The following is a 23,999-nucleotide window of genomic DNA, read 5'->3' as shown; positions in this document are numbered from 1 at the left end:
TAGCTCCGAAGCGTATTCAAGTAGTATCGCAAAAAACTTTTAAAGGGTGACGTTCATGAGCAAAATCCGGATTTTGGATGAGCAGCTAGCCAACCAAATCGCTGCCGGCGAGGTTGTGGAACGGCCTTCTTCCGTTGTGAAGGAGCTCGTTGAGAACGCCGTCGACGCCGGCAGCTCCACGATTGATATCGTCATCGAGGAGGGCGGTTTGTCGCTCATTCGCGTAACCGACGATGGCACGGGGATCGAAGGCGACGATATCGAGACGGCCTTCTACCGGCACGCGACGAGTAAAATATCCTCCAGTAAGGATTTGTTCCGGATCGCCAGCCTTGGCTTCCGGGGCGAGGCGCTGCCAAGTATCGCGGCCGTAGCCAAGGTAGAATGCATCTCAGCGCCGGACAAGAGCGGACTCGGCCGCAGGCTCGTAATCGAAGGCGGCACGATCGTCGTCAACGAGGAGTCGAACGCTCCGCAAGGCACGGATATCAGCGTGCGGGAGCTGTTCTACAACACGCCGGCACGGCTGAAATATATGAAAACGATTCAAACCGAGCTTGGCCATATCGCCGATTACGTGAACCGGCTGGCCTTGGCGCATCCCGGCATTGCTTTCACGCTGAAGCATAACGGTAACACCTTGCTGCGCACGCTCGGCAGCGGAGACCGGCTTCAGACGTTCGCCGCGATTTACGGCACGGCGACAGCCAAAGCGATGCTGGCGGTCGAAGGGGAACATCCAGACTACGAGCTGCGCGGCTACATTTCCAAGCCGGAACAAACCCGTTCGAACCGCAATGGCATCACTGTTGTTGTGAACGGTCGATATATCCGGAGCTTTGTGCTGAATCAAGCGATGATGCAGGCGTATCATACGCTGCTTCCGATTAACCGCTTTCCCCTCGCCGTGCTTGAATTGGGTATGCACCCGTCCCTGCTGGATGTCAACGTCCATCCTTCCAAGATGGAAGTTCGATTCAGCAAAGAGGCGGAACTGCGCGAATTTATTGAGGACGCCATCAGACGCGCGCTCGGCAAGCAGCGTCATATTCCCGGTCCGGCATCGCCGACCGAGCGTTCGAAGCCGGCTTTCATTCAAGACCGGATTTCGTTTCATCAGCCTGAGCCAGCGGGATCTGACGGCCAAGCCGTCTCTCCGGTCATCGCTGCCAATCCGTATGCTTCGCCATCGTCCGCGGCCAACATGCCGTTATTCCAAACGACGCCGCAGGCAGAACGACCATCTCTGAATCGGCCAGCTGATGCTGCCGGCAAACTGTCCGCAGCCGAGGTGGCGGCCGCGCTTGACAAAGCAGAACAATCGTTCGGCAGCCGAACGGAGGACGCATTCGCTTCTTCGGATTTCGGTTGTGCTCATACGTCGGAGAGCTCCCAAACAGCTCCGTTCAACGCGGAGCGGGTAACGGGCTCATCCTCTTCGCTTCGGCCAGCGGGCTTGCCGGCCAGAAGTCAGTCGCAGCAGGAATGGCAAAGCGCCAGATCGGCGTCTGTTCCGAAGGACGCGACAGAACGGCTCTATGCGCCTCCAAGCGGGCAGAATCGGGAGTGGAGCGCAAGAGAATCGGCGGAAACCGGCTATACCCATCCGACCGCGGGCCATACCGTGTATCAGCCTATCGATAAGCAGCCTGAGCCGGCCGCTCCCGTCGTTGATTCGCCTCATCGCGACATTGACCCTGCATCACCGGCATTTCCTGAGCTCTACTGGATCGGCCAGCTTCATGGGACGTACATCGTCGCACAGAACGAGGAAGGGCTGTTTCTGATTGATCAGCATGCCGCGCACGAGCGGATCAATTATGAATACTATCTGGATAAATTCAGCCGGCCGGAACAGGCGAGCCAGCAGCTGCTGGTTCCGCTGACGCTGGAATTTACGCCGACAGAGGCTGACGCGCTCCAAAGCAAGCTTCATCTGCTGCAAGAAGCGGGCGTCGAGCTCGAGCCTTTCGGTTCGAACACCTTTCTTGTTCGCGCATACCCGGAGTGGCTGCCTGCAGGCGACGAAGGCGACGTCATCGAGGAAATGGCGGACTGGCTGCTGCAAGAGCGAGGCGCGATTGACGTCGGCAAGCTGCGCGAGAAATCGGCCATTATGTGCTCATGCAAGGCGTCGATCAAAGCGAACGACCGGCTGACGCGCGAAGAAGGGGAAGGCTTGTTAAGAAGGCTCGCTTCCTGTATGCAGCCGTACACCTGCCCGCACGGCCGACCGATCGTCGTTCATATGACAACCTACCAGCTGGAGAAGATGTTCAAGCGGGTGATGTCATGATCGTGTCGACGCCGCAGAAGCCATCCGAGGAGCAGATTCACTACGCGCAGGGGATCGCCGAGGAGCTGGGAGGCCGTTACGTACCGCGCAAACAAGACTCGCTGCAGCTGCTAAAGCAGAAATACGAGGATTCCTGCCTCCTTGTTGCAGACGATCGTGGACTGCGCTATTATGAGAATTCGGAGGAGCCGCTGTATTTTCATCCCAGCATGGCTTACGTCCGCGTCAAACGGATGCGCAAAGGCGAGAGCGACCCGCTCATTACGCTGACCGGCTGCCAGCCAGGCGATGTCGTGATTGATTGTACGGCAGGACTCGGCTCGGATGCCATCGTGTTTGCGTATGCAGCGGGGAAAGCAGGATCCGTGACAGCCTTGGAGAGCGAGCGGATGCTGTATACCGTCGTTCGCGAAGGGCTGCGCAGCTATCATACTGAGCACGGAGATGTCAACGAGGCGCTGCGCCGCATTCAGATGCAGTGCATCGATCATCTCAGCTACCTGTCCGCGCAGCCGGACAAGAGCGCGGACATCGTTTATTTCGATCCGATGTTCCGCCAGCCGCTGCACGATTCTTCGGCGCTTGCGCCGCTAAGAGGACTGGCGAACAGCTCCGCGCTCAGCGAAGCATCCATTCGGGAAGCGCTTCGCGTCGCCCGTAAATGCGTCGTGCTCAAGGAGCACGGGGACAGCGGCGAGTTCCAGCGTCTTGGCTTCCAGCGCCGCCACAGAAACAAAATTGCATACGGAGTGATTCTGCCATCATGAGCTCAGCATCAAACGATAGCGCCAAGCCGAAGCTGCTCGTGCTGATCGGACCGACTGCCGTCGGCAAAACGAGGATGAGCCTGGACCTTGCCAAAGCATGGAACGCGGAGATCATTTCCGGCGATTCCATTCAAGTGTACAAGGGCATGGATATCGGCACGGCCAAAATCAAACCTGAGGAGCGGGAGGGCATCCCGCATCACCTCATCGATATTTGCGATCCGGTGCATCCGTTCTCGGTTGCAGAGTTTCAGGAGCGCTGCGCCGCCCTGATCCCGGCTATACAAAGCCGGGGCAAGCTGCCTTTTATCGTAGGGGGAACGGGGCTTTACGTGGAGTCCGTCGCCTACGCTTACGAATTCGCGGAAGTGGGATCGGATGATGCCTTTCGCGAGGAAATGCGTCTCTATGCGCTGAATCAAGGTGCCGAAGCCCTTCATGACAAGCTGCGCGCCGTAGATCCGGAGGCGGCGCAGCGGCTGCATCCCAATGATCAGCGCCGCGTCATCCGCGCGTTGGAGGTCTACCATTTGACGGGATCCACAGTTTCCCGGCAGCTGGAAGGACAGAAAAAGACCTCTCCTTACGAACTCTGTATCATCGGCTTGACCATGGACCGTGCTGTGCTTTACGCCCGTATCAATGAACGAGTCGATGCCATGATCGAAGAAGGCTTGGTGGAAGAAGTTCGCGGTTTGCTGGAACAGGGCGTTCCGGGGGATGCCGTTTCCATGCATGGATTGGGGTATAAGGAAATCGTGCTTTATTTACAAGGTCATATGACGCTGGAGTCGGCCGTTGAGCTGCTGAAACGCGACACGCGGCACTTCGCGAAGCGCCAGTTGTCCTGGTTCAGGCACATGAACGACATTCACTGGATCGATTGCGGTGAAAATTTTAACGAGAATTTGCAAACAATTCATGGTATAATAGCAGGAAAGTTTAGGATGGAACTTGAATATACTATTAACCAACCTTTTGACGATGGGGGTAACGCGCAATGAACAAATCTATCAACATTCAAGATACGTTTCTGAATCAACTTCGCAAAGACAGCGTGCCGGTAACCGTCTATTTAACGAACGGTTTCCAAATTCGCGGTGTCATTAAAGCCTTTGACAATTTCACGATCGTCATTGACAGCGAAGGCCGCCAGCAAATGGTGTACAAGCATGCTATTTCGACGTTTACCCCGCAACGTAATGTTTCGCTCATGCAGGTGCAAGACAACGACGCGTAACTACCGGAGAGCATGCGATGAAACCTTTTCTAAGCATGTTACGTTTAATTGGATATCGGCACGAAAGAGCAACCCTTGCGACGTGCGGGGTTGTTCTTTTTATTGACGGGATATCATGTTTCACGCTCCCCGTTGCCGGTTACTCATATAGGGTATAAATAGAGAGAAGCGTATCATCCGCGTTTCCAATTTGGAGGGGACCTTGCTTATGGCTGTAGGACCGCGCAAAGCGAATACCAAGCGAACGGAGAAGAAACCGAAGAAGAAAAACAAAAAACGCAAATTAGCCGTATGGCTGTTTTTTACGGCAGCGATCGCTGTCGTGTGCGGGATCATTGGCTATATGCTCATTATTTTGAACGGGGAAAGGATTTTGTCCGAGAATCAAGATAAATTGATTCTTCCGGAAGCTTCCACGATCTACGACGGACAAGGAAAAGAAGTGACAAGGCTCGGCGCGAACCGCGAGAACGTGGAGTTTGCCGAAATTCCGGAGCTGATGCGCGATGCCGTTATCGCAACGGAAGACCAACGCTTCGAGAAGCATTCCGGTATCGATCTATGGTCGATCGGCCGCGCGCTCGTGAAGGACGTCGTTGCCCGCAGCGCGGTAGAAGGCGGAAGTACGATTACGCAGCAACTGGCGAAAAATTTATTTCTCTCGTCCGACAAAACACCGTTCCGCAAAGCGACGGAAGCTTCCATCGCGGTTGCGCTGGAGCATAAGAAGACGAAGGACGAAATCATAACGATGTACCTGAATCGGATTTATTTCGGGAAGAGCGCCTATGGGGTCAAAGCAGCAGCAGAGTTATATTTCAATACCGACCTGAAGGATTTGAAGCTGTGGCAGATGGCGACCCTTGCCGCAATCCCCAAAGCACCGTCAACGTATAATCCGATCAAAAACCCGGAAAAATCGATGGAGCGGCGGGCAGTCGTCCTGCAGCTGATGTTCGATCAAGGGTATATCACGAAAGCACAAATGGACGAGGCGAAGGCCGTTAAATACGAGCCGGTCGAGCAGGACAAAAATACAGAAACCTATACGGCTTTCATTGATTACGCCTTGGACGAAGCCGAACGGGTCAGCGGCCTGACCGAAGAGCAGATGCGCATCGGCGGCTACAAGATCTTTACGACGCTTAACACGCAGGCACAGTCTGTCATGGAGCGGGAATTCGAAGACGACAACAATTTCGAGAAGAGCGTCGACGCGCAGAAGGAGCAGGGCGCGATGATCATCGTAGATCACCGCTCCGGCGAAATCCAAGGTCTTGTCGGCGGTCGGGACTATGCGAACAAAGGTACGAATCGGGTGCTGATTCCGCGTCAGCCGGGTTCCTCTTTTAAACCGATAACGGTATATGGACCGGCGATCGAGACCGGCGATTATTTTCCGTGGTCGATTCTGCAAGACGTGAAAACCTGCTATGGCAGCTACTGTCCGAGAGACAGCAACAGGGTCAAGTATATCGGTCCTGTTTCGATGGAGCAGTCCATTAAAGAATCGCGGAATGCCTCTGCGGTCTGGCTCTTGAATGAGATGGGCGTCAAAACCGGTTTGGCTTTTGCGGAAAATCTCGGCTTCGAGCTGGATAAAACGAAGGATCGCAATTTGGCGATCGGGCTTGGCGGTTTGACGTACGGCGTTACGCCTTACCAGATGGCAAAGGCTTACAGCGCGTTCGCGAATGACGGCAAAACCGTCGATCCGCATGCATTGGTCAAAATTACAGATAAAGATGATACGTCGCTGTACGAATACAATGCGCCGACTTCTGAACAGGTGATGAAGCCTTCCACCTCCTACTACATGACAGAGCTTATGCAAGGCGTTCTCGAGAAGGGCGGCACCGGGGTAAATGCCCGTATTGACAGGCCTGTCGCCGGTAAGACCGGTACGACGCAGAACGGGGTTCCCGGCGTGAAGAACGGCTACAATCGCGATGCCTGGTTCGCTGGTTATACACCGGAATGGACAGCCGTGGTATGGATGGGCTATGATCATACCGATAAAGATCATATGATCAAGCGAAGCAGCGAGCAGTCTGCCGCGATGTTCGGTAAGGTGATGCGCGAAGCGATGAAAGGCGTGCCGAAAGGCAGCTTCACGAAGCCGGCAGAGGTGCATGTAGAGAAGCCGCCGATCGGTATTACGAACTTCAACGCGGTGTACGACGAACAAAATGCTAGAGTGCAGCTGTCCTGGTCCCCTGTGGAGGGCGAAGGAATGACGTATCGTGTCTATCGTAAGGAAGCGAGCGAGGCAGCATTTACGAAGCTGCTGGATTCGCTGGATGCGACAGGCGTAGACGACCTGAGCATTGCTCCCGGAATGAGCTACGAGTATTACGTGACCGCCTATGATCCGAAGAAAGATATGGAGGGCGAGCCGTCGAGCAAGCTGAAGGTCGACATTCCGGAGATTCAAATCAATCCGTCAGATCCGCAAAATCCGGATCAAGGGACGCCGGGCGATGGAAGCGGAGGCGACGACGGCACGACACCAGGAAACGGAACGGAGAATCCGGATAACGGCGGTACGCCTCCGGATGGGGGCAACAATGGTACAACGCCTCCGGATGACGGGGGCCAAAACCCGAATAACGGCGGTCAGCCTATCGAGCCTGGAAACGGCAACGAAAATGGCAGCGGAGGCAGCAACGGCACTGGCGGTAATACGGGTACAGGGTCTGGCGACACAAACAACGGTACCGATGACGGTACCACTCCTGTAAATGGTCAACCGACAGCACCGGGCGGTGAAGAAGCGAACAAGAACGATACGGCAGTAACCTCGCCGTAAGCGAGCGGGACAGTTAGCGCTTGAAGACAAGAATTACTAGACGTGGAGGCTTATTCGAAGATGATGATGAAGAACCGTACGGCGCTCATGCTCGTATTGTCGGCAATGTTGATTGTAGTTACGGCATGCGGAGCAAAAACGAATAACACGGCGCAAGACAATCAAAATGTGCAGTCTGGCGCGAGCAATGCAGGTAATTCGGGCAATGGGGGCAATGCAGGCAGTACGCCGAAATCCTGGTCCGAGATGCCGAAGCTGACAATTGACAAGGATAAATCGTATACAGCCGAGTTCAAGACGAACAAAGGCGACTTCAAGATTGAATTGTATGCGAAGGATGCGCCGCAGACCGTTAACAACTTTGTGTTCTTGGCTAACGAGAAATTTTATGACGGCGTGAAGTTTCACCGCATTATCCAAACCTTCATGATTCAAGGTGGAGACCCTACAGGAACCGGTGGCGGCGGTCCGGGTTATTCCATTCCCGATGAACTGAACAATGGCCACAGCTACGAAGAAGGCACGCTGGCAATGGCGAACGCAGGACCGAATACCGGAGGAAGCCAGTTCTTCATTTGTACCGGAGCGGACGCGGCTGGGTTGAACAATACGCCTAACTATCCGATCTTCGGCAAAGTGTCCGAGGGGATGGACGTCGTGAAGACAATTGCAGCTACGCCGGTAACGGCCAGTCCTTCCGGCGAACCGAGCCAGCCCACGGAAGACGTCATCATCAAGACAATCACGATTACGGAGAAATAAGCTTGGCAATGGGGAGAGCGGCTGGATGCTGCTCTCCTTTTGTATAATCGTACAAGGCGGGGCTTGGTTTATTTTATAGGGTCGCTGGAGATGGACGTTAAGTTGTGGTAATCTTTTTTTAATGAGGGAAATCTGCCCTGCTGCTTGTTTGCGTTCCGCGCCGAACTAGAGCGCGATCCTAACGGAAAGGTCGTTCCGTATGAAACGAAAATTTTCTGACCGAGCCAATTGGCGCCGCATCCTGCGTAGAAGTTACACGTGTCTGACGATGGACGGAGACGAATTCAAGGGTCTTGTGACGTTCTATCGCATCCACGAATTGCGCGAACCGCTTTGGAAAGAATACAACGGGCGCAAATTATGCCTGGCTGACCGAGGCTATTTGTGGATGCAGCATTTTCCGCGAGGTGAACATTTTGTCGTGACGACGATGTTCGATGATAAGAATCGCGTCGTTCAGTGGTATATCGATATTTGCAAGACGCAGGGCTTGACGGATCAACAGGTTCCATGGTTTGACGATTTGTATCTCGATGTCGTTGTACTTCCGAGCGGAGAGGTGTTTTTGCTCGACGAAGATGAGCTGGAGGAAGCCGTTACCCAAGGAACGGTGACGAATAAAGATGCCGCGCTTGCACGCAAGACGGCAGGCAGACTGCTGTCTACGATACGAAACGGACGGTTTCGTTATTTTACGCTCAGCTTGAAGCATCGCAAAACGTTGGCGCAGAGCGGAGAGCTCAGCGAATCGTGAAAGCCGCAGCCGAATCGAAGCGGAACCCGAAGCGCAGCCCAAAACGCAGTTCCCGCAGACGTTTCCGTCCCTTACTTCTTCTTCTGCGGATCTGCGCTTGGGTCGCGGCGCTCGGCGTATTCTGGTGTGCATATTTGCTTTGGTTGATTTGCAGCTATGATTTACCGAAACCGGTTCCAAAATCAGATGCAGCCATTATCTTAGGCGCAGCGCTTTGGGATAATAAGCCAAGTCCCGGTTTGCGCGAGCGGCTGGAGCACGGGTACGCTTTATACAAGCAGGGTACCGTGAAGTATTTTATTCTCTCCGGCGGGCATGATCATAATGGCTCTACGCTCTCGGAAGCGGAGGGCATGCGCGATTATTTGGCAGCTAAGGGTGTCCCGAAAGTGAAGATGATGCTGGAAGAAGACTCCAGGAGCACCTACGAGAATCTGCTCTTCAGCCGGCCGCTGGCCGCCAAACACGGCTGGTGCAAGCTTCTAATCGTTACCCATGACTTCCATGCGCCTCGCGCCGGGGAAATTTCCGCGTATTTGAATTATCCGGCGAATACCGTGACCGCGGGCTACAAATCCCAAGTTCTGAGCGTCGGCTACAATTATTCGCGGGAAGTATTGGCCTATACGAAATGGAAGCTGGATGAACAACTGATGCGCCTCGGCTTACGGCTGCCGGATTAGCTGTCATCCTGACTAAGGCTCGCCTTAAATCTGTTAATATGGCGGTTATCACTAGAATACAATGGATTATACGCGCAGCAGATGCCCATGATCCTTGAAGGACAGGTGATGAAGCACATATGGACGATCGAGTCGTTACGACAGGCGGGAGTGGCAGTGGAAGACCCGCCCGTCAAATCAATGTAGTCCTCCGAAGCAGCGAATCGTATGCCCTTGCCGGCAGCCCGGCACCGCAAATCGACAGCGAACCGGCCGCTGCTGCACGGCCGCTGTCCGCGAACGACCCGTTCCTAGACATCCAACGTGAGCTCGACCCCATGGTCGGGCTTGAGAACGTGAAATTGCTGATTTATGAAATATATGCGCTGCTGCAAATCAGCCGCATGCGTTCGGATGCAGGGCTGTCGGGCGGATCGCATGTGTACCATATGATCTTTACCGGGAATCCTGGTACAGGCAAGACCACGATCGCTCGCATTGTGGCGAAGCTGTTCAACAAGATGGGCGTACTGTCTAAGGGCCATATGATTGAGGTGGAACGAGCCGATCTGGTCGGTGAATATATCGGGCATACCGCCCAGAAAACCCGTGATCTTGTGCGCAAGGCACTTGGCGGCGTACTGTTTGTGGACGAAGCCTACAGCTTGGCTCGCGGCGGTGAGAAGGATTTTGGCAAGGAGGCGATCGATACCCTTGTCAAGGCGATGGAGGACCATCGGAATCAATTCGTGCTCATTCTTGCGGGTTATCCGCTCGAAATCGAGAACTTTCTGCTGACGAATCCGGGCCTGCCGTCGCGCTTCCCCATTCAAATCGATTTTCCGGACTATTCGGTGGATCAGCTCATCCAAATTGCGGAGTTAATGGCGAAGGACCGGGATTACACACTTATTCCCCAGTCAGTGTTCAAGCTGCGCCAGCATCTCATGCAGGAGAAGGCAATGTCGATGTTCGCGTTTAGCAACGCGCGTTATGTGCGCAATATAATCGAGAAAGCCTTCCGTCATCAGGCGGTCCGCTTATTGAATCAGTATCCTGCCGGTTCACCGGGCAAACAGGAACTCATGGCTGTTCGCCCGGAGGATTTGAAATGGGAGAAATGAACATTTAAAGGAGCTGCAACCGCCAACTATGAGGCAAACAACCTACGATACCGATACCGGTATGCAAGATCGGGCGATTCTCGTCAGCCTTATAACCCCCGATATCAAACGAGGGCCGGGCAATCCCGAGCATTCCCTTCAGGAGCTAGTCAGCTTGGCGGAAACGGCAGGCGTCGAAGTGTTGGCGTCGCTGACGCAGAATAAGGAGAAGATCGATACCAAGTGGTTCATCGGCAAGGGCAAAGTCGAGGAGCTCAGAGCCGCTGCCGAGGAGCTTGGCGCTACGACTGCGATATTCGATCAGGAGCTCTCCGGTGCACAGGTCCGCAATTTGGAAGAATCGCTGGATTTGAAAATCATCGACAGGACGCAGTTGATTTTGGACATATTTGCGCAGCGTGCCAAAACTAGAGAGGGTATAATTCAAGTCGAACTGGCTCAGCTCAGCTACTTGCTGCCAAGGCTATCCGGCCACGGCAAGAATCTCTCCCGTCTTGGCGGCGGAATCGGGACAAGAGGTCCCGGCGAGTCGAAGCTAGAAACCGACCGGCGCCATATTCGTGACCGGATCTCGGATTTGAAGCACACGCTTGCAGAAGTCGTGCGGCACCGTACGCTTCACCGCGAGCGCCGCAAGAAGTCCGGCGTGCAGCAGGTTGCGCTCGTCGGGTATACCAATGCCGGCAAGTCGACGCTGCTTCGTGAGCTGACGCAGGCCGATGTATATGTGGAGAACCAATTATTTGCTACACTTGATCCTACATCCCGCAATTTGACGCTTCCAAGCGGCAGCGAAGTCGTGCTGACAGATACGGTCGGTTTCATTCAAAATCTGCCGCATGACTTGATCGCCGCGTTTCGGGCGACGCTGGAGGAAGTATGCGAAGCGGATCTCGTGCTTCATGTCATCGACAGCTCCTCCATCATGCGTGAAGAACAGATCTCGGTCGTGGAACACATCCTTGGCGAGCTTGGCGCAGCCGATAAGCCGCAGCTGATGATTTATAATAAAATGGATCTGGTTGTGGCGGGAAGCGGTCAGCTCCTGCCGGCCAACGGACCGGATACGCTTGTGATCAATGCGTATAACGATTCGGATTTGCTGCGGCTGCGGCAGAAGATTCAAGACAAGATGACAGGCGCTACGCGAACCTTCGTGCTGCCGGCCGAACGCGGCGATCTGATTGCGCTTGCTTACCGAACGGGTGATGTACTCGAACAGTCCGTTGAAGGCGAGAGCATGTGGCTGACGGTCCAGCTGAACAAGCAGGATTATGAGGTTCATGGCCATACGCTGGAACAATATGTTCATTAAGCATAAAAAACAACGTGGAGATATGAGGAGAGACTTTGAAGGTGAAACAGCAAGAACGTACAAGCTGGTTAGAGTTGACCAAGTGGGCGGAGGCTGCAGAGATGCAGGCCGCCCCTGTTTTTCGTTCACTGGACGGCGTCGCTGAGCGCAACCAGTGGAAAGTGATTGAAGCGTTTCAGAAGCACCGCGTCAGCGATTATCATTTTAACGGTTCGACCGGGTACGGCTATAATGATCGGGGAAGAGAAGTGTTAGATTTAGTCTACGCGGATGTCATGGGCGCGGAAGCTGCACTGGTGCGTCCGCATTTCGTATCCGGGACCCATACGATCAGCTGTGCGTTATTCGGGCTGCTTCGTCCGGGCGACGAGCTGCTCTACATTACGGGACGTCCGTATGACACACTGCATAAGGTGATCGGGAAGCCCGGCGACGGCAAGGGATCGCTGCAGGACTTCGGCATCGCCTACGGCGAGGTTGCTCCGCTTGCGGACGGCTCCATTGATTGGGACACGGTCGCAGCCCGCATGACAGCTCGAACCCGTGTGATCGGCATTCAACGTTCGCGCGGTTATGATTGGCGCGCATCCTATACCGTTGCCCAGATTGGCGAGATGGTGAAACGGGTAAAAGAATTGAAACCGGACGTATATATATTCGTAGACAACTGTTACGGTGAATTTACGGAAGAATTGGAGCCCACCGAGGTTGGCGTTGATCTGATGGCTGGATCGTTAATCAAGAATCCGGGCGGCGGCCTTGCGCCGACAGGCGGCTACGTAGCAGGCAGGAAGGAAGCAGTCGACCTGACCGCTTATCGGCTTACGGCACCGGGTATTGGCGGCGATGTCGGAGCGACGCTCGGGACGCTGCGAGCCATGTATCAAGGCTTGTTTTTGGCTCCGCATCTCGTCGGACAAGCGCTCAAGGGCAGTGTTTTCGGCGCGGCGATATTTGAAATGCTTGGCTTCGAAAGCAGCCCCCGTTATGATGCGCCGCGCACGGACTTGATTCAGGCAATTCGGTTCAAGGAAGCGGATCAGCTAATAGCGTTCGTGCAGGGCGTGCAGCGCGCATCCGCAGTAGATTCACATGTCACCCCCGAGCCGTGGGACATGCCTGGTTATGAACATCCCGTTATTATGGCGGCTGGTACATTTATGCAGGGTGGGAGCTTGGAGCTTTCGGCGGATGCGCCGATCCGTGAGCCCTTTATCGCGTATATGCAGGGCGGACTCACTTATGCCCATGTCAAATACGGTGTTCTGAACGCGCTCAGCATGCTTGCCGAACGAGAGTTGATTGTAATTAAACCTTACACAACTTGACACGTTTTTGGCATAGATGTACAATGAGAGCATATATCAGATACTGGAAGGTTGATGCGACATGGGTGACGAAATACGCAGAAATATGGCGCTTTTTCCGATCGGCATCGTCATGAAGTTGACCGACTTGACCGCTCGGCAAATCCGTTACTATGAGCAGCACGAACTAATCGTACCCGCTCGTACGGCCGGGAACCAGCGGTTGTTCTCGTTTAACGACGTGGAGAGACTGCTCGAAATCAAATCGCTGATTGAGAAAGGCGTTAATATCGCCGGCATCAAGCAGGTGATGAACCCGGTTTCGAAGGAATCGGAAGACGCGACTGTCGTCAGCGAATTGTCAGAAGTGAAACGACGCGAGCTGTCGGATGCACAGCTTCACCGCCTGCTGAAACAGCAGCTGCTTGAGAAGAGACCGGGCAAAGCCTCGTTAATTCAAGGCCAGTTGTCCCGTTTCTATAACAAAAAATAATAACAATGAATAACCAAAAGGAGCTGATTCCGTGAGCTACAACAAAGATGACATCAGACGTATCGCGAAGGAACAAAATGTCCGGTTTATTCGTCTTCAGTTCACCGACTTGCTTGGAACGATCAAGAACGTAGAGATTCCCGTCAGCCAGCTGGAGAAAGCACTCGATAATAAAATGATGTTTGACGGTTCTTCCATCGAAGGTTATGTGCGGATCGAAGAGTCCGATATGTATCTCTATCCAGACCTGGATACATGGGTCGTATTCCCTTGGGTGGCCGAGGATCGCGTTGCCCGCTTGATCTGTGATATCTATATGCCGGACGGCACGCCGTTTGCCGGCGACCCGCGGGGTATTCTGAAGCGTGCGCTGAAAGAAGCGGAAGAAATGGGCTTTACCGCTATGAACGTAGGTCCGGAACCGGAATTCTTCCTGTTCAAAACCGACGCGCAAGGCAACCCGACGACGGAGCTGAACGACCAAGGCGGTTACTTCGACCTTGCGCCAATGGATCTCGGAGAGAACTGCCGACGCGAAATCGTGCTGACGCTGGAAGAGATGGGCTTCGAAATTGAGGCATCGCACCACGAAGTGGCGCCAGGCCAGCATGAAATTGACTTTAAATACGCGGATGCGATCAAAGCTGCCGATCAAATCCAAACGTTCAAGCTTGTCGTTAAAACCGTAGCCCGCCAGCACGGCCTGCATGCTTCTTTCATGCCGAAACCGTTGTTCGGTGTAAACGGATCCGGCATGCACTGCCACCAATCGCTGTTCCGCGGCAACGTGAACGCCTTCTATGACGAGAGCGACAAGCTGGGCTTGAGCCAAGTTGCCCGCTACTACATGGCAGGTATGCTGCGTCATGCGCGTGCATTCGCAGCCATCACGAATCCAACAGTTAACTCGTACAAGCGTCTTGTGCCTGGTTATGAAGCACCTTGCTACGTAGCTTGGTCTGCGAGCAACCGCAGCCCGATGATCCGAATTCCGGCTTCCCGCGGCTTAAGCACGCGTATTGAAGTACGCAGCCCGGATCCGGCCGCTAACCCTTATCTGGCGCTTGCTGTTATGTTGAAGGCAGGTTTGGACGGTATCCGCAACAAGCTGCCGCTTCCTGCGCCAACGGATCGTAACATCTATGTAATGACGGATGAGGAGCGGATCGACGAAGGCATCCCGAGCTTGCCGGATGACCTCAAGGAAGCGCTCACCGAGCTGCTTCGCAGTGAAGTCATCTGCGACGCGCTCGGCGATCATGCACTTGCTCACTTCTATGAGCTGAAGGAAATCGAGTGGGATATGTACCGCACGCAAATTCACGAGTGGGAGCGCGATCAGTACCTGTCGCTCTACTAGAACCAAGATCACGACTGCTTCCGCGGAACCGCGGGGGCAGTTTTTTTGTTTGGATCGAGGAACTCACCCGCACTTGTACAGCCCATTGCGCATACAATGCCGCATTAGAACTTTGCTGAAAGGCGGTGCCATGAATGAAGGGTATTATAAAAGCAGGGACCTCTTTCAAGCTCACGGGCCCTGTGCTTTCCCATGTGGCTGCCATCATGACGCCCTTTTATATGAAAATCGCCGGCAACCGCAGCTTTGCGCTGCGATGGTCCAGAGCGGTAAGGCAGGCGAATTTGGACGTATTGCTAGCCTTGTTCAAGGCGGTGACGCCGCCGGCGAAGCTGAGCGGGTTTTCCGTGAATGGAATCGGGTATTTTATTGATTTCCAATTTCCGCCGCCTACCCTGCAGTATTCAAACGGAACAACGATTCCTCCCGGTACGGCGCAGTTTACGTTCTCAACGCCGATCCATCGTGCCATTGCAAGGGCGGTCATCCCATTCTATACAGCACTTTCGAAATCACCAGCTTATGCTGTGGCGTTGGCGTCCGCTGTCAACGCAAATGACATCGCGCGCATTCGAAGGCTTGTTCGACAAAAAGTGACATCTAAGGCATTGCAAGCCGTTACGAGCGATTTCTCGGGGGTAACGCTTACCTTCAAATTCCGAGGCAGCCGGTTTCTCTATCGGAACCTATTGTTCCGTGAGATTGTAGGTTAAGTGACATGAACATTGTTAATGATCTGCAAATCGAAAAGCACAAGGGGCATTCACTGCGCTTCATGCAAGCGCTGTGAATGCCCCTTGTGCTTATGTTTAGTGGATATCGCGGAAGAGGCCGATGACTTTGCCGAGAATCGTAACGTTGCGGAGGCGAATTGGCTCCATCGTTGCGTTCTCCGGCTGCAGGCGAATGTGATCCTTCTCCTTATAGAAGGTCTTGACGGTAGCTTCGTCGTCCTCCGTCATGGCAACAACGATATCGCCGTTGGTCGCATTCTGCTGCTGGCGAACGATGACATAATCTCCGTCATGGATGCCGGCCTCGATCATACTCTCACCCATGACGTTAAGGATGAAGACAGTATCGTCGCCGACTTTATCTGCTGGAAGAGGGAAGTAATCCTCGATATTCTCTGTCGCCGTAATCGGGACGCCGGCGGTTACTTTACCTACAACAGGCACCTTAGCGATGGAGAGGGGGAATGGAATTTCATTGTCTTCTCCATCTAAGATTTCGATTGCGCGAGGCTTCGTAGGGTCGCGGCGAATGAGGCCCTTCTTCTCTAAACGGTCCAGGTGGCCGTGAACCGTTGAACTTGATGCCAGTCCGACAGCTTCACCGATCTCACGAACGGAAGGCGGGTAACCTTTCTCGCGAACTTCCGTCTTAATGAATTCTAGTATCGCCTGCTGGCGGTTTGAAAGTTTCGACACCGGAATCACTCCATCGTTTCATTTGTGTCAAATTATAACACAGAACCGGAGTTCGTACAAACATAAGTTCGAGAAACACAAGTTCGCATTTTTCTGCGAACAAACGTTCTAAAATGTGTTGACTGCAAACGGATGTTCGTGTTATTCTGGATTCATCGAGTACAGAACAAACGTTTGGGGTGCTGATAATAATGACAACGATATCTATGTATTCAACCGCTAATCCAGGTAAGGGATCCATTACACATACAGCAACGCGTTCACGTCAGGAGCGCAGGGCAGAACGGTTATTGATTCGTCTTGCTGCTGCAACGTTATTCTTCGTCCTGCTGTTTACTGGTCTTACATTAATGACGAGCCATGCGAACAGCGAGCTTCCCGCCCAACCGACCGCAGAGGAACAAGTGATTATTGTCGGCTCTGGCGATACATTATGGGAGATCGCAAGCGACATTCGTAAGGAAGGCGAGGATATCCGGCAGATTGTGTATGCGCTGCAGAAACGGAACAACTTAAGCGGCGGTTCATTAAAGGCCGGACAGTCACTGATTGTTCCAGCGGATTAATAGCTTGCAGCATAACTATATGTTAAGAAACAGGACTAGGCGGGCCGCGCTGCTTGGTCCTTTTTTGTTTTGTATCGAGGCATTAATAAGCCTTGCACTGACATGGCAGAACCCAAGCAGCGGACATGTTGTCGCCTTGACAATGGAGGATTAAAAATGTCAAAGTAAAGAATGTGATGTTGACCAGGAACCTGAAAGGAGTGCAGTAGAAATGGAAAAAATCATTGCTCGAATCAATGAGCTTTCAAGAAAGAACAAAACAGTCGGATTAACAGCGGAAGAGCTGGTGGAGCGCGATGAGCTGCGCCGTCAGTATTTGGCCAATTTCAAACGGAATTTCCGTGATCAGTTGGATACTATTAAATGGGCGGAAGACGAAGAGAATGAAGGCGGTTCGATCAAGCATTAACCACTTGCGCGATGAAGAGGGGGCTTTCATCGATGCAATACCGATTGTTAGGCCGCAGCGGATTAGCGGTATCAGAGCTTTGCCTGGGTACGATGACCTTCGGGAACACAACAAGCGAAGCAGATTCCATTGCGATGATTCATAGCTTCATGGAGCAAGGCGGAAATTTTCTGGATACGGCGAATGTCTATGTACAGGGCCGCTCCGAGGAGGTCGTCGGCAAAGCGATCAAAGACCGCCGCTCTGAGGTTGTCCTGGCGTCTAAAGCCCGTTTCATGACCGGTGATCATCCTAACAGCGGCGGTGTTTCCCGCAAGCATATTATGGATGCGATAGACGCCAGCCTTAGACGTCTGAATACTGATTATATCGACCTCTATCAAGTACATGTCTGGGATCATGCCACGCCGATCGAAGAAACGCTGCGTGCGCTGGATGATCTGGTTACATCGGGTAAAGCACGATATATCGGCTGCTCCAATTTTTTTGCATGGCAATTAATGAAGTCGCTTGCTGTAAGTGACCGTGACCGCTATGTGCGCTTTATTTCGATCCAACCGCAGTACAGTCTGGTCAGCCGGGAAATGGATCGTGAAATGCTGTCGCTCTGCCAGGAAGAGAATGTTGGCATTATCCCGTGGGCACCGCTCGGCGGCGGCTTCCTGACAGGCCGTTACAACCGCGACGTGCCAACGAGCGGACGGTTGACAGCCAAGCAAGGCGAGAGCTCTTGGACGCTTCGCGCGTCGGACAATAACTTCAACGTGTTGGAAGTCGTGAAGCAGACTGCGATGGAGCTGGATAGAACGCCGGCTCAAGTGGCACTGAAATGGCTGCTGCAGCGTGAAGGAATCACGTCGCCAATCTTCGGAGCCAGCACGCTGGAGCAGTTCGATGAAAACATGGGTGCGATCGGCTGGCAGATGCCTAAGGAAGCGTGGAACAGGCTGGATGAAGTCAGCGCACTGCCAAGCGAGTACCCGAACCGATTCATCGCCAAATTCGCAAGACCGTTCTAAATAAAGCCAGTAAAGTGTTCGTTTCGCAAATCGCTAAGGGGGATCATCCGTGTCAAGATCGTGGGAACGTAAAGTACAGAAAAATCAAGAGCAGCTGAACAAGCAGCGCAAGAAACAAGGCAAGTCACCGCTTATGGCGGCGAAATCCGGAACGGATGCACTTGATACATACAAAGGCCGCAGCTATGTCATGCCGGCGTTCCTTTTATTGTTCATCCTGTTCTATGTAATCGTTACGATAAATTCAAGTGCATTCAAGCAAACGGATAACATGTTCTGGATTACGGTTGCTTGTTATGTCGTTCTCGCGGGCTTGTTCCTGCTGCGGAGACCATATTTGTCGGTTGGTAAGGATTTTATTCGTTCCCGCCGTTTTGCCGGCGATCGTAATATCTATGTGAGCAACATGAAAGGCATCACCATACAAAAAGGCTATATCGTGGTTGAACAGCATAAAGGCGGTAACTGGGTGTTCTCGCGCGTCATCAACCGTTATCCGACGGAACAGATGGCAGAACGCATGAAGGCTTTTGCAACGCAGCATGGGATCCCATTAACCGAAAAATAATCAGAGTGGAGTGCACAAGCAAATATGGCAAAACAAGCTGTACTATTTGATCTGGATGACACGCTTCTATGGGATGACAGAAGTGTACAGGAAGCATTCGACGCGACTTGCGAATCTGCGGCTGCCGAGACCGGCGTGAACGCCAAAGCGCTCGAAGAAGCTGTTCGCCGGGAAGCCCGCGCACTTTACGAATCGTATGAAACGTTTCCATTTACCAAAATGATTGGAATCAACCCGTTCGAAGGACTCTGGGCGAATTTTCTGGAGGGAGAACAGGCGGAGTTTCGCCAGCTGCAGCAGCTGGCGCCGGCTTACCGGAAAGAAGCGTGGACACGCGGGTTGAAGGCGCTCGGCATCGACAACGAATCGCTCGGCGCGAAGCTGGCCGAGCAGTTCCCGGCAGAACGCCGTAAGCGGCCGTACGTATACGAAGAAACGTTCGACGTCTTGAATAAGCTGAAGGGCAATTACAAGCTGCTTCTGCTGACGAATGGATCGCCTGATCTGCAGCGCGAGAAGCTGGCTGGCGTGCCGGACATCGTTCCTTATTTCGACCATATCATTATTTCCGGCGAATTCGGCAAAGGCAAACCGGCTGCAGACATTTTCCATCATGCACTAGAGCGCCTTGGGATCGAACCCGAACACGGCATCATGGTTGGCGATAAGCTGACGACGGATATTCTTGGCGCGAATACGATTGGCATGACTTCGGTATGGATCAACCGCCACGGTATGACGCGCTCGGACGAAATCATCCCTACACATGAAATCAAGCATTTAGAAGAATTGCTGCCTCTTATAGGCTGAGCAACGAGCGGCGTTGTTAGTTCACATCGCAGCAGTTGGATATAAAAACGACCTGTCCGCCGGACAGGTCGTTTTTATATGAATGATTGCATTAAGCAAACGTCGGATCTTCGATGTTGTTCGCAATCCAGCCGTCTTTCTCGATGAACAAGCGTACGGCGATAATTTCGCGATTGTCCATGAGTGTGAAGAAATGCGCTTTGTTCTCAGGCACCGAAATCACATCGCCTGGCTCTAGCTCAACGTCGAAATAACCGGTTTGCTCGTCGCCCTTGATGATGAAAATACCGCGTCCGGATACGATCCCGCGAATTTCGTCTTCGGTGTGCGTGTGGATTTGCTCGAATTTCTTCAGCAATTCCTCAATGTTCGGCGTAGAGTCCGAGAGTGAAATGACATCCCAGATTTGATAGCCGCGGCGTGCTGCCAAATCGCGAATTTCCTCATCGAACGTGGCGAGAATCGTTGCTTTCTCCTCGTCGCTTAGTACGAATTTGTTATGAAGTTCAGCCGGGAGCTTGTCAGCGTTCCAGTGCTCGTACAATACCTCTTGACGATCCAGGAACGCACGCACGTTCTCTTCTCCGCTAATCCGCTCGTTCGTGCTGCGTACTCGAATTTCAGCCATAGTGAATCCCTCTTTTCCAATAAAAATCGCAAAAACGTAAATCCGATAAGAATAATTATAAAACATATTCTAGGACCTGTCGACATGGGTGAAGAAGCTTTTGAAGCGGGGTGAAAACCTGCTTTTCACGTCGGTCGAATTCTGTTAGAGTATAGGGTAATGATTTTTGCTAATTCACACATCCGGATACAGCGCGGCCGGCAGTGAATTACAGCTTCGGAAGGGAAGTGCAACTATGTCGAAACCGACAATGCAAGAGATGATGGCGGAACGGATCCTCATATTGGACGGCGCAATGGGGACGATGATTCAACAACGTGATCTTGGACCTCAGGACTTCGGCGGCGATGAGCTGGACGGCTGTAATGAAATGCTCGTGCTGACGCGTCCGGATGTCATTCGCGATATACATGAAGCGTATTTGGAGGCCGGAGCGGACATTCTCGAAACGAATACGTTCGGGGCAACAAGCGTTGTACTGGCGGAATACGATATTCCGGAGAAGGCAAGGGAAATCAATCTGGCTGCAGCGCAGATCGCACGGGCTGCGGCGGATAAATTTTCGACGCCGGACAGGCCCCGTTTCGTAGCGGGTGCGCTTGGTCCAACAACCAAAACACTGTCCGTCACCGGCGGCGTCACCTTCGATCAGCTGGTCGACAGCTATTACGAGCAGGCGCTAGCGCTGATCGAGGGCGGCGTCGATGCGATGCTGCTCGAGACTTCGCAGGATACGCTCAATGTTAAAGCCGGCACGATCGGCATTCAGAAGGCATACGAGCAAACCGGCATTACGCTCCCGCTGATGATTTCGGGTACGATCGAGCCGATGGGAACGACGCTTGCGGGCCAGAACATCGAGTCATTCTACATCTCCTTGGAACATATGAAGCCGATTTCCATAGGGCTGAACTGCGCGACAGGGCCGGAGTTCATGCGCGACCATATCCGGTCGTTGTCCGAAATTGCCCTCTCTGCGGTGAGCTGTTATCCCAACGCCGGCTTGCCGGATGAGAACGGTAACTACCATGAATCACCGGAATCGCTTGCCAGGAAAATCGCGGATTTCGCTGAGAATGGCTGGTTGAACATTGCAGGGGGCTGCTGCGGCACAACGCCGGATCATATCCGCGCAATGGCGGAAACGCTTGCGAATTATGCTCCCCGGACGAAGATGGGTGAACATCCGCCTGCCGTTTCCGGCATCGAAACCGTCTTTATTGAAGATGAGAACCGGCCTATTATGATCGGAGAACGGACGAATATTTCCGGTTCCCGTAAATTCAAGCGGCTTATAAAAGAAGAGAAGTTCGACGAAGCGTCGGAGATTGCCCGCGCGCAGGTCAAAGGCGGCGCGCACGTCATCGACATCAACCTGCAAGACACCGATATCGACGAAGCTTACGCGGTCCATCGCTTCCTGCCGGAAGTCGTTAAAAAAATCAAGGTGCCGCTGATGCTGGATTCCACCTATGATCACATCATCGAGCTCGGCTTGAAATATTCGCAAGGCAAGGCGATTATCAACTCCATTAACTTGGAGGACGGCGAATCGAAATTCGACAAAATTTTGCCGCTCATCCATCGGTACGGCGCCGCGGTCGTGTGCATTCTGATCGACGAGCGGGGACAAGCCGTATCGCGCGAAGCGAAGATGGAAGTCGCTACACGCTCGTATGAGCTGCTGACGGGTAAATACGGTATGCAGCCGGAAGATATCATTTTCGATCCCAATATGTTCCCGGTCGGCTCGGGCGATCCGCAGTATATCGGCTCGGCTGTCGAGACGATTGAAGGCATCAAGATGATCAAGGCGAAGTATCCGCGCGCCAAGACGATTCTCGGTCTCAGCAACATTTCATTTGGTCTGCCTGATGCGGGCCGCGAGGTGCTGAACTCCGTCTATTTGTATCACACGACGAAGGCCGGTCTCGATTATGCCATTGTAAACACGGAGAAATTGGAGCGTTACGCATCCATTCCGGAGGATGAGCGCCGGCTGGCGGAGGATTTGATTTACAATACGAATGACGATACGCTTGCTGCATTTGTTGCGGCCTTCCGTGAGAAGAAAGTGCTCAAGAAAGAGAAAGTGTCGAACCTGACGCTTGAAGAACGGCTTGCTTCTTACGTGGTCGAGGGAACGAAGGAAGGGTTGATCCCCGATCTCGATCTCGCACGGGAGAAGTATTCGCCGCTTGAAATCATCAACGGTCCGTTGATGCGGGGCATGGAAGAGGTCGGCCGCCTCTTCAACGGGAATGAGCTGATCGTTGCGGAAGTGCTTCAGAGCGCCGAGGTCATGAAAGCATCGGTGACGCATCTGGAGCAATTCATGGAGAAGACGGAGTCCGCGGTGAAAGGGAAGATCATTCTTGCCACCGTGAAAGGCGACGTGCACGATATCGGCAAAAACCTCGTCGAAATCATTTTGTCCAACAATGGCTACAAGATCATCAATCTCGGCATTAAGGTTCCGCCGGAGCAATTGATCGAAGCGTACCGCAAGGAGCCTGTCGATGCAATCGGTCTGTCCGGTCTGCTTGTGAAATCGGCGCAGCAGATGGTCGTCACGGCGCAGGACTTGCGCAATGCGGGTATCGATGCACCGATTCTCGTCGGAGGCGCAGCGCTAACGCGGAAGTTCACCAAAAACCGAATCGGCATGGAATACGACGGCCTGGTCCTCTATGCGAAGGATGCCATGGACGGTCTCGACATTGCCAACAAGCTGATGGATAAGGATCATCGGCGCGCGTACGAAGAAGAAATGGCTGCATTCAAGGCTTCCGGAGGCGCGGAAGAGCAGGAGAAGAAGCCGCTGCCGGAATTGACTCGTGCCGTGAAGTCCAATGTTTCGTCGGACGCGCCGGTGTATCTGCCGCCGGATTTGGAACGCCATGTGCTCCGAAACGTGCCCATCCCGCATATTGCACCGTATATCAACATGTCGATGCTCCTCGGTCATCATCTTGGCTTGAAGGGCAACGTTGATAATCTGCTGAAGGAAGGCAACGAGAAGGCGGTCAATTTGAAGGCGACGGTCGACGGCCTGCTGGACGATGCAGCCAAAGGGCTGCTCCAAGCGCATGGCATGTACCAATTCTTCCCTGCGCAGTCTTCGGGCAACGATATTATTATTTATGATCCGAAGCAGCCAGGCGTGGAGATCAAGCGCTTCACGTTCCCAAGGCAGCATGTAGAGCCGTATCTCTGTCTGGCGGATTTCTTAAAATCCGTCGAGAGCGGCGTTATGGATTACGTCGGCTTCCTCGTCGTTACGGCAGGGGAGGGCGTCCGGGAGAAAGCGAGCGACTTGAAGGATAAAGGCGATTATCTGCGTTCCCACGCCTTGCAGTCGGTTGCGCTGGAAGTCGCGGAAGCTCTTGCAGAGCGCGTGCATCATCTGATGCGCGATACGTGGGGCTTCCCGGATCATCCGGAGATGACAATGAAACAGCGCCACGGCGCGCGTTATCAAGGCATTCGGGTGTCGTTCGGCTATCCGGCATGTCCGAATCTCGAGGACCAGGGTCCGCTGTTCGAGCTGATGCATCCGGAAGACATCGGCATCCAGCTGACCGAGGGCTTCATGATGGAGCCGGAAGCATCGGTATCCGCGATGGTGTTTGCGCATCCAGAAGCGCAATATTTCAACGTCGAAAAAGTATAACGCCAAT

General features: G+C 53.3%; 22 protein-coding genes. 20 read left to right on the top strand and 2 right to left on the bottom strand.

Translation table 11 applies throughout. From position 1 onward, the window contains the following. The first annotated feature begins 55 nt into the window (after positions 1–55). The 14 genes from mutL (at position 56) to KXU80_RS07075 (ending at position 15,602) form a co-directional block, all read left to right on the top strand. The gene (gene mutL / locus KXU80_RS07140) at positions 56–2,296 is read left to right on the top strand and encodes a DNA mismatch repair endonuclease MutL (RefSeq protein ID WP_219837541.1); all 2,241 of its coding nucleotides are present in this window, start codon (positions 56–58) and stop codon (positions 2,294–2,296) included. Beyond that, a complete protein-coding gene (locus KXU80_RS07135) occupies positions 2,293–3,063 on the top strand; it encodes a class I SAM-dependent methyltransferase (protein WP_219837540.1) in 771 nt (256 codons plus the stop codon). Before mutL ends, KXU80_RS07135 begins: the two co-directional genes overlap by 4 nt. Next, complete coding sequence (gene miaA, locus KXU80_RS07130; RefSeq protein WP_219837539.1) at positions 3,060–4,067, top strand: tRNA (adenosine(37)-N6)-dimethylallyltransferase MiaA; 1,008 nt, start codon at positions 3,060–3,062, stop codon at positions 4,065–4,067. The genes KXU80_RS07135 and miaA overlap by 4 nt, the downstream gene beginning before the upstream one ends. Further along, positions 4,064–4,303, top strand: coding sequence for an RNA chaperone Hfq (gene hfq / locus KXU80_RS07125; protein ID WP_219837538.1), 240 nt, complete (start codon positions 4,064–4,066; stop codon positions 4,301–4,303). The genes miaA and hfq overlap by 4 nt, the downstream gene beginning before the upstream one ends. 208 nt (positions 4,304–4,511) lie before the next feature. Continuing rightward, entirely contained in the window at positions 4,512–7,112 is a 2,601-nt protein-coding gene (locus tag KXU80_RS07120; protein ID WP_219837537.1) for a PBP1A family penicillin-binding protein, read from the top strand. Positions 7,113–7,175: 63 nt separating this feature from the next. Continuing rightward, a complete protein-coding gene (locus tag KXU80_RS07115) occupies positions 7,176–7,874 on the top strand; it encodes a peptidylprolyl isomerase (protein ID WP_219838917.1) in 699 nt (232 codons plus the stop codon). A gap of 199 nt (positions 7,875–8,073) precedes the next feature. Next, entirely contained in the window at positions 8,074–8,628 is a 555-nt protein-coding gene (locus tag KXU80_RS07110; RefSeq protein WP_219837536.1) for a ribonuclease FAU-1 family protein, read from the top strand. Beyond that, positions 8,625–9,311 (top strand): YdcF family protein, encoded by a 687-nt coding sequence (locus tag KXU80_RS07105; protein WP_219837535.1) that lies wholly within the window; start codon positions 8,625–8,627, stop codon positions 9,309–9,311. The genes KXU80_RS07110 and KXU80_RS07105 overlap by 4 nt, the downstream gene beginning before the upstream one ends. A 119-nt stretch (positions 9,312–9,430) precedes the next feature. Further along, positions 9,431–10,414, top strand: coding sequence for an AAA family ATPase (locus KXU80_RS07100; RefSeq protein ID WP_219837534.1), 984 nt, complete (start codon positions 9,431–9,433; stop codon positions 10,412–10,414). Between the two features lie 28 nt (positions 10,415–10,442). Then, positions 10,443–11,729, top strand: a complete 1,287-nt coding sequence (gene hflX, locus KXU80_RS07095) for a GTPase HflX (RefSeq protein WP_219837533.1) — start codon at positions 10,443–10,445, stop codon at positions 11,727–11,729. A gap of 101 nt (positions 11,730–11,830) precedes the next feature. Continuing rightward, positions 11,831–13,057, top strand: coding sequence for a methionine gamma-lyase family protein (locus KXU80_RS07090; RefSeq protein WP_219838916.1), 1,227 nt, complete (start codon positions 11,831–11,833; stop codon positions 13,055–13,057). A gap of 61 nt (positions 13,058–13,118) precedes the next feature. Further along, the gene (locus tag KXU80_RS07085; protein WP_162644588.1) at positions 13,119–13,529 is read left to right on the top strand and encodes a MerR family transcriptional regulator; all 411 of its coding nucleotides are present in this window, start codon (positions 13,119–13,121) and stop codon (positions 13,527–13,529) included. Between the two features lie 31 nt (positions 13,530–13,560). Further along, positions 13,561–14,889, top strand: a complete 1,329-nt coding sequence (gene glnA / locus KXU80_RS07080; RefSeq protein WP_219837532.1) for a type I glutamate--ammonia ligase — start codon at positions 13,561–13,563, stop codon at positions 14,887–14,889. 134 nt (positions 14,890–15,023) lie between these two features. Continuing rightward, a complete protein-coding gene (locus KXU80_RS07075) occupies positions 15,024–15,602 on the top strand; it encodes a hypothetical protein (RefSeq protein ID WP_219837531.1) in 579 nt (192 codons plus the stop codon). Positions 15,603–15,698: 96 nt separating this feature from the next. On the opposite strand, the gene lexA is transcribed toward KXU80_RS07075, so the two are convergent. Then, positions 15,699–16,319 (bottom strand): transcriptional repressor LexA, encoded by a 621-nt coding sequence (lexA, locus tag KXU80_RS07070; RefSeq protein WP_219837530.1) that lies wholly within the window; start codon positions 16,317–16,319, stop codon positions 15,699–15,701. A 191-nt stretch (positions 16,320–16,510) separates the two neighbouring features. Between lexA and KXU80_RS07065 the strand changes: the two genes are divergently transcribed. The 5 genes from KXU80_RS07065 (at position 16,511) to KXU80_RS07045 (ending at position 19,691) form a co-directional block, all read left to right on the top strand. Beyond that, a complete protein-coding gene (locus tag KXU80_RS07065; RefSeq protein ID WP_219837529.1) occupies positions 16,511–16,885 on the top strand; it encodes a LysM peptidoglycan-binding domain-containing protein in 375 nt (124 codons plus the stop codon). A gap of 211 nt (positions 16,886–17,096) precedes the next feature. Beyond that, a complete protein-coding gene (locus KXU80_RS07060; RefSeq protein ID WP_219837528.1) occupies positions 17,097–17,294 on the top strand; it encodes a DUF896 domain-containing protein in 198 nt (65 codons plus the stop codon). A 32-nt stretch (positions 17,295–17,326) separates the two neighbouring features. Next, a complete protein-coding gene (locus tag KXU80_RS07055) occupies positions 17,327–18,313 on the top strand; it encodes an aldo/keto reductase (RefSeq protein ID WP_219837527.1) in 987 nt (328 codons plus the stop codon). A 49-nt stretch (positions 18,314–18,362) separates the two neighbouring features. After that, positions 18,363–18,881, top strand: a complete 519-nt coding sequence (locus KXU80_RS07050; protein ID WP_219837526.1) for a hypothetical protein — start codon at positions 18,363–18,365, stop codon at positions 18,879–18,881. Positions 18,882–18,905: 24 nt separating this feature from the next. Then, on the top strand, positions 18,906–19,691 hold the full coding sequence (locus KXU80_RS07045; RefSeq protein ID WP_219837525.1) for an HAD family hydrolase: 786 nt from the start codon (positions 18,906–18,908) through the stop codon (positions 19,689–19,691). Between the two features lie 91 nt (positions 19,692–19,782). Here KXU80_RS07045 and KXU80_RS07040 read toward each other — a convergent pair whose 3' ends face one another. Continuing rightward, positions 19,783–20,319: a 1,2-dihydroxy-3-keto-5-methylthiopentene dioxygenase gene (locus tag KXU80_RS07040; protein ID WP_219837524.1), complete on the bottom strand. Its 537-nt coding sequence runs from the start codon at positions 20,317–20,319 to the stop codon at positions 19,783–19,785. A gap of 235 nt (positions 20,320–20,554) precedes the next feature. Between KXU80_RS07040 and metH the strand changes: the two genes are divergently transcribed. After that, the gene (metH, locus tag KXU80_RS07035) at positions 20,555–23,992 is read left to right on the top strand and encodes a methionine synthase (protein WP_219837523.1); all 3,438 of its coding nucleotides are present in this window, start codon (positions 20,555–20,557) and stop codon (positions 23,990–23,992) included. Positions 23,993–23,999 lie beyond the last annotated feature (7 nt).

Origin of the sequence: Paenibacillus sp. R14(2021) (assembly GCF_019431355.1) — a bacterium.
In the GTDB taxonomy this organism is placed as follows: Bacteria; Bacillota; Bacilli; order Paenibacillales; family Paenibacillaceae; genus Paenibacillus_Z.
This window is presented reverse-complemented; position numbering and strand designations above follow the sequence as displayed.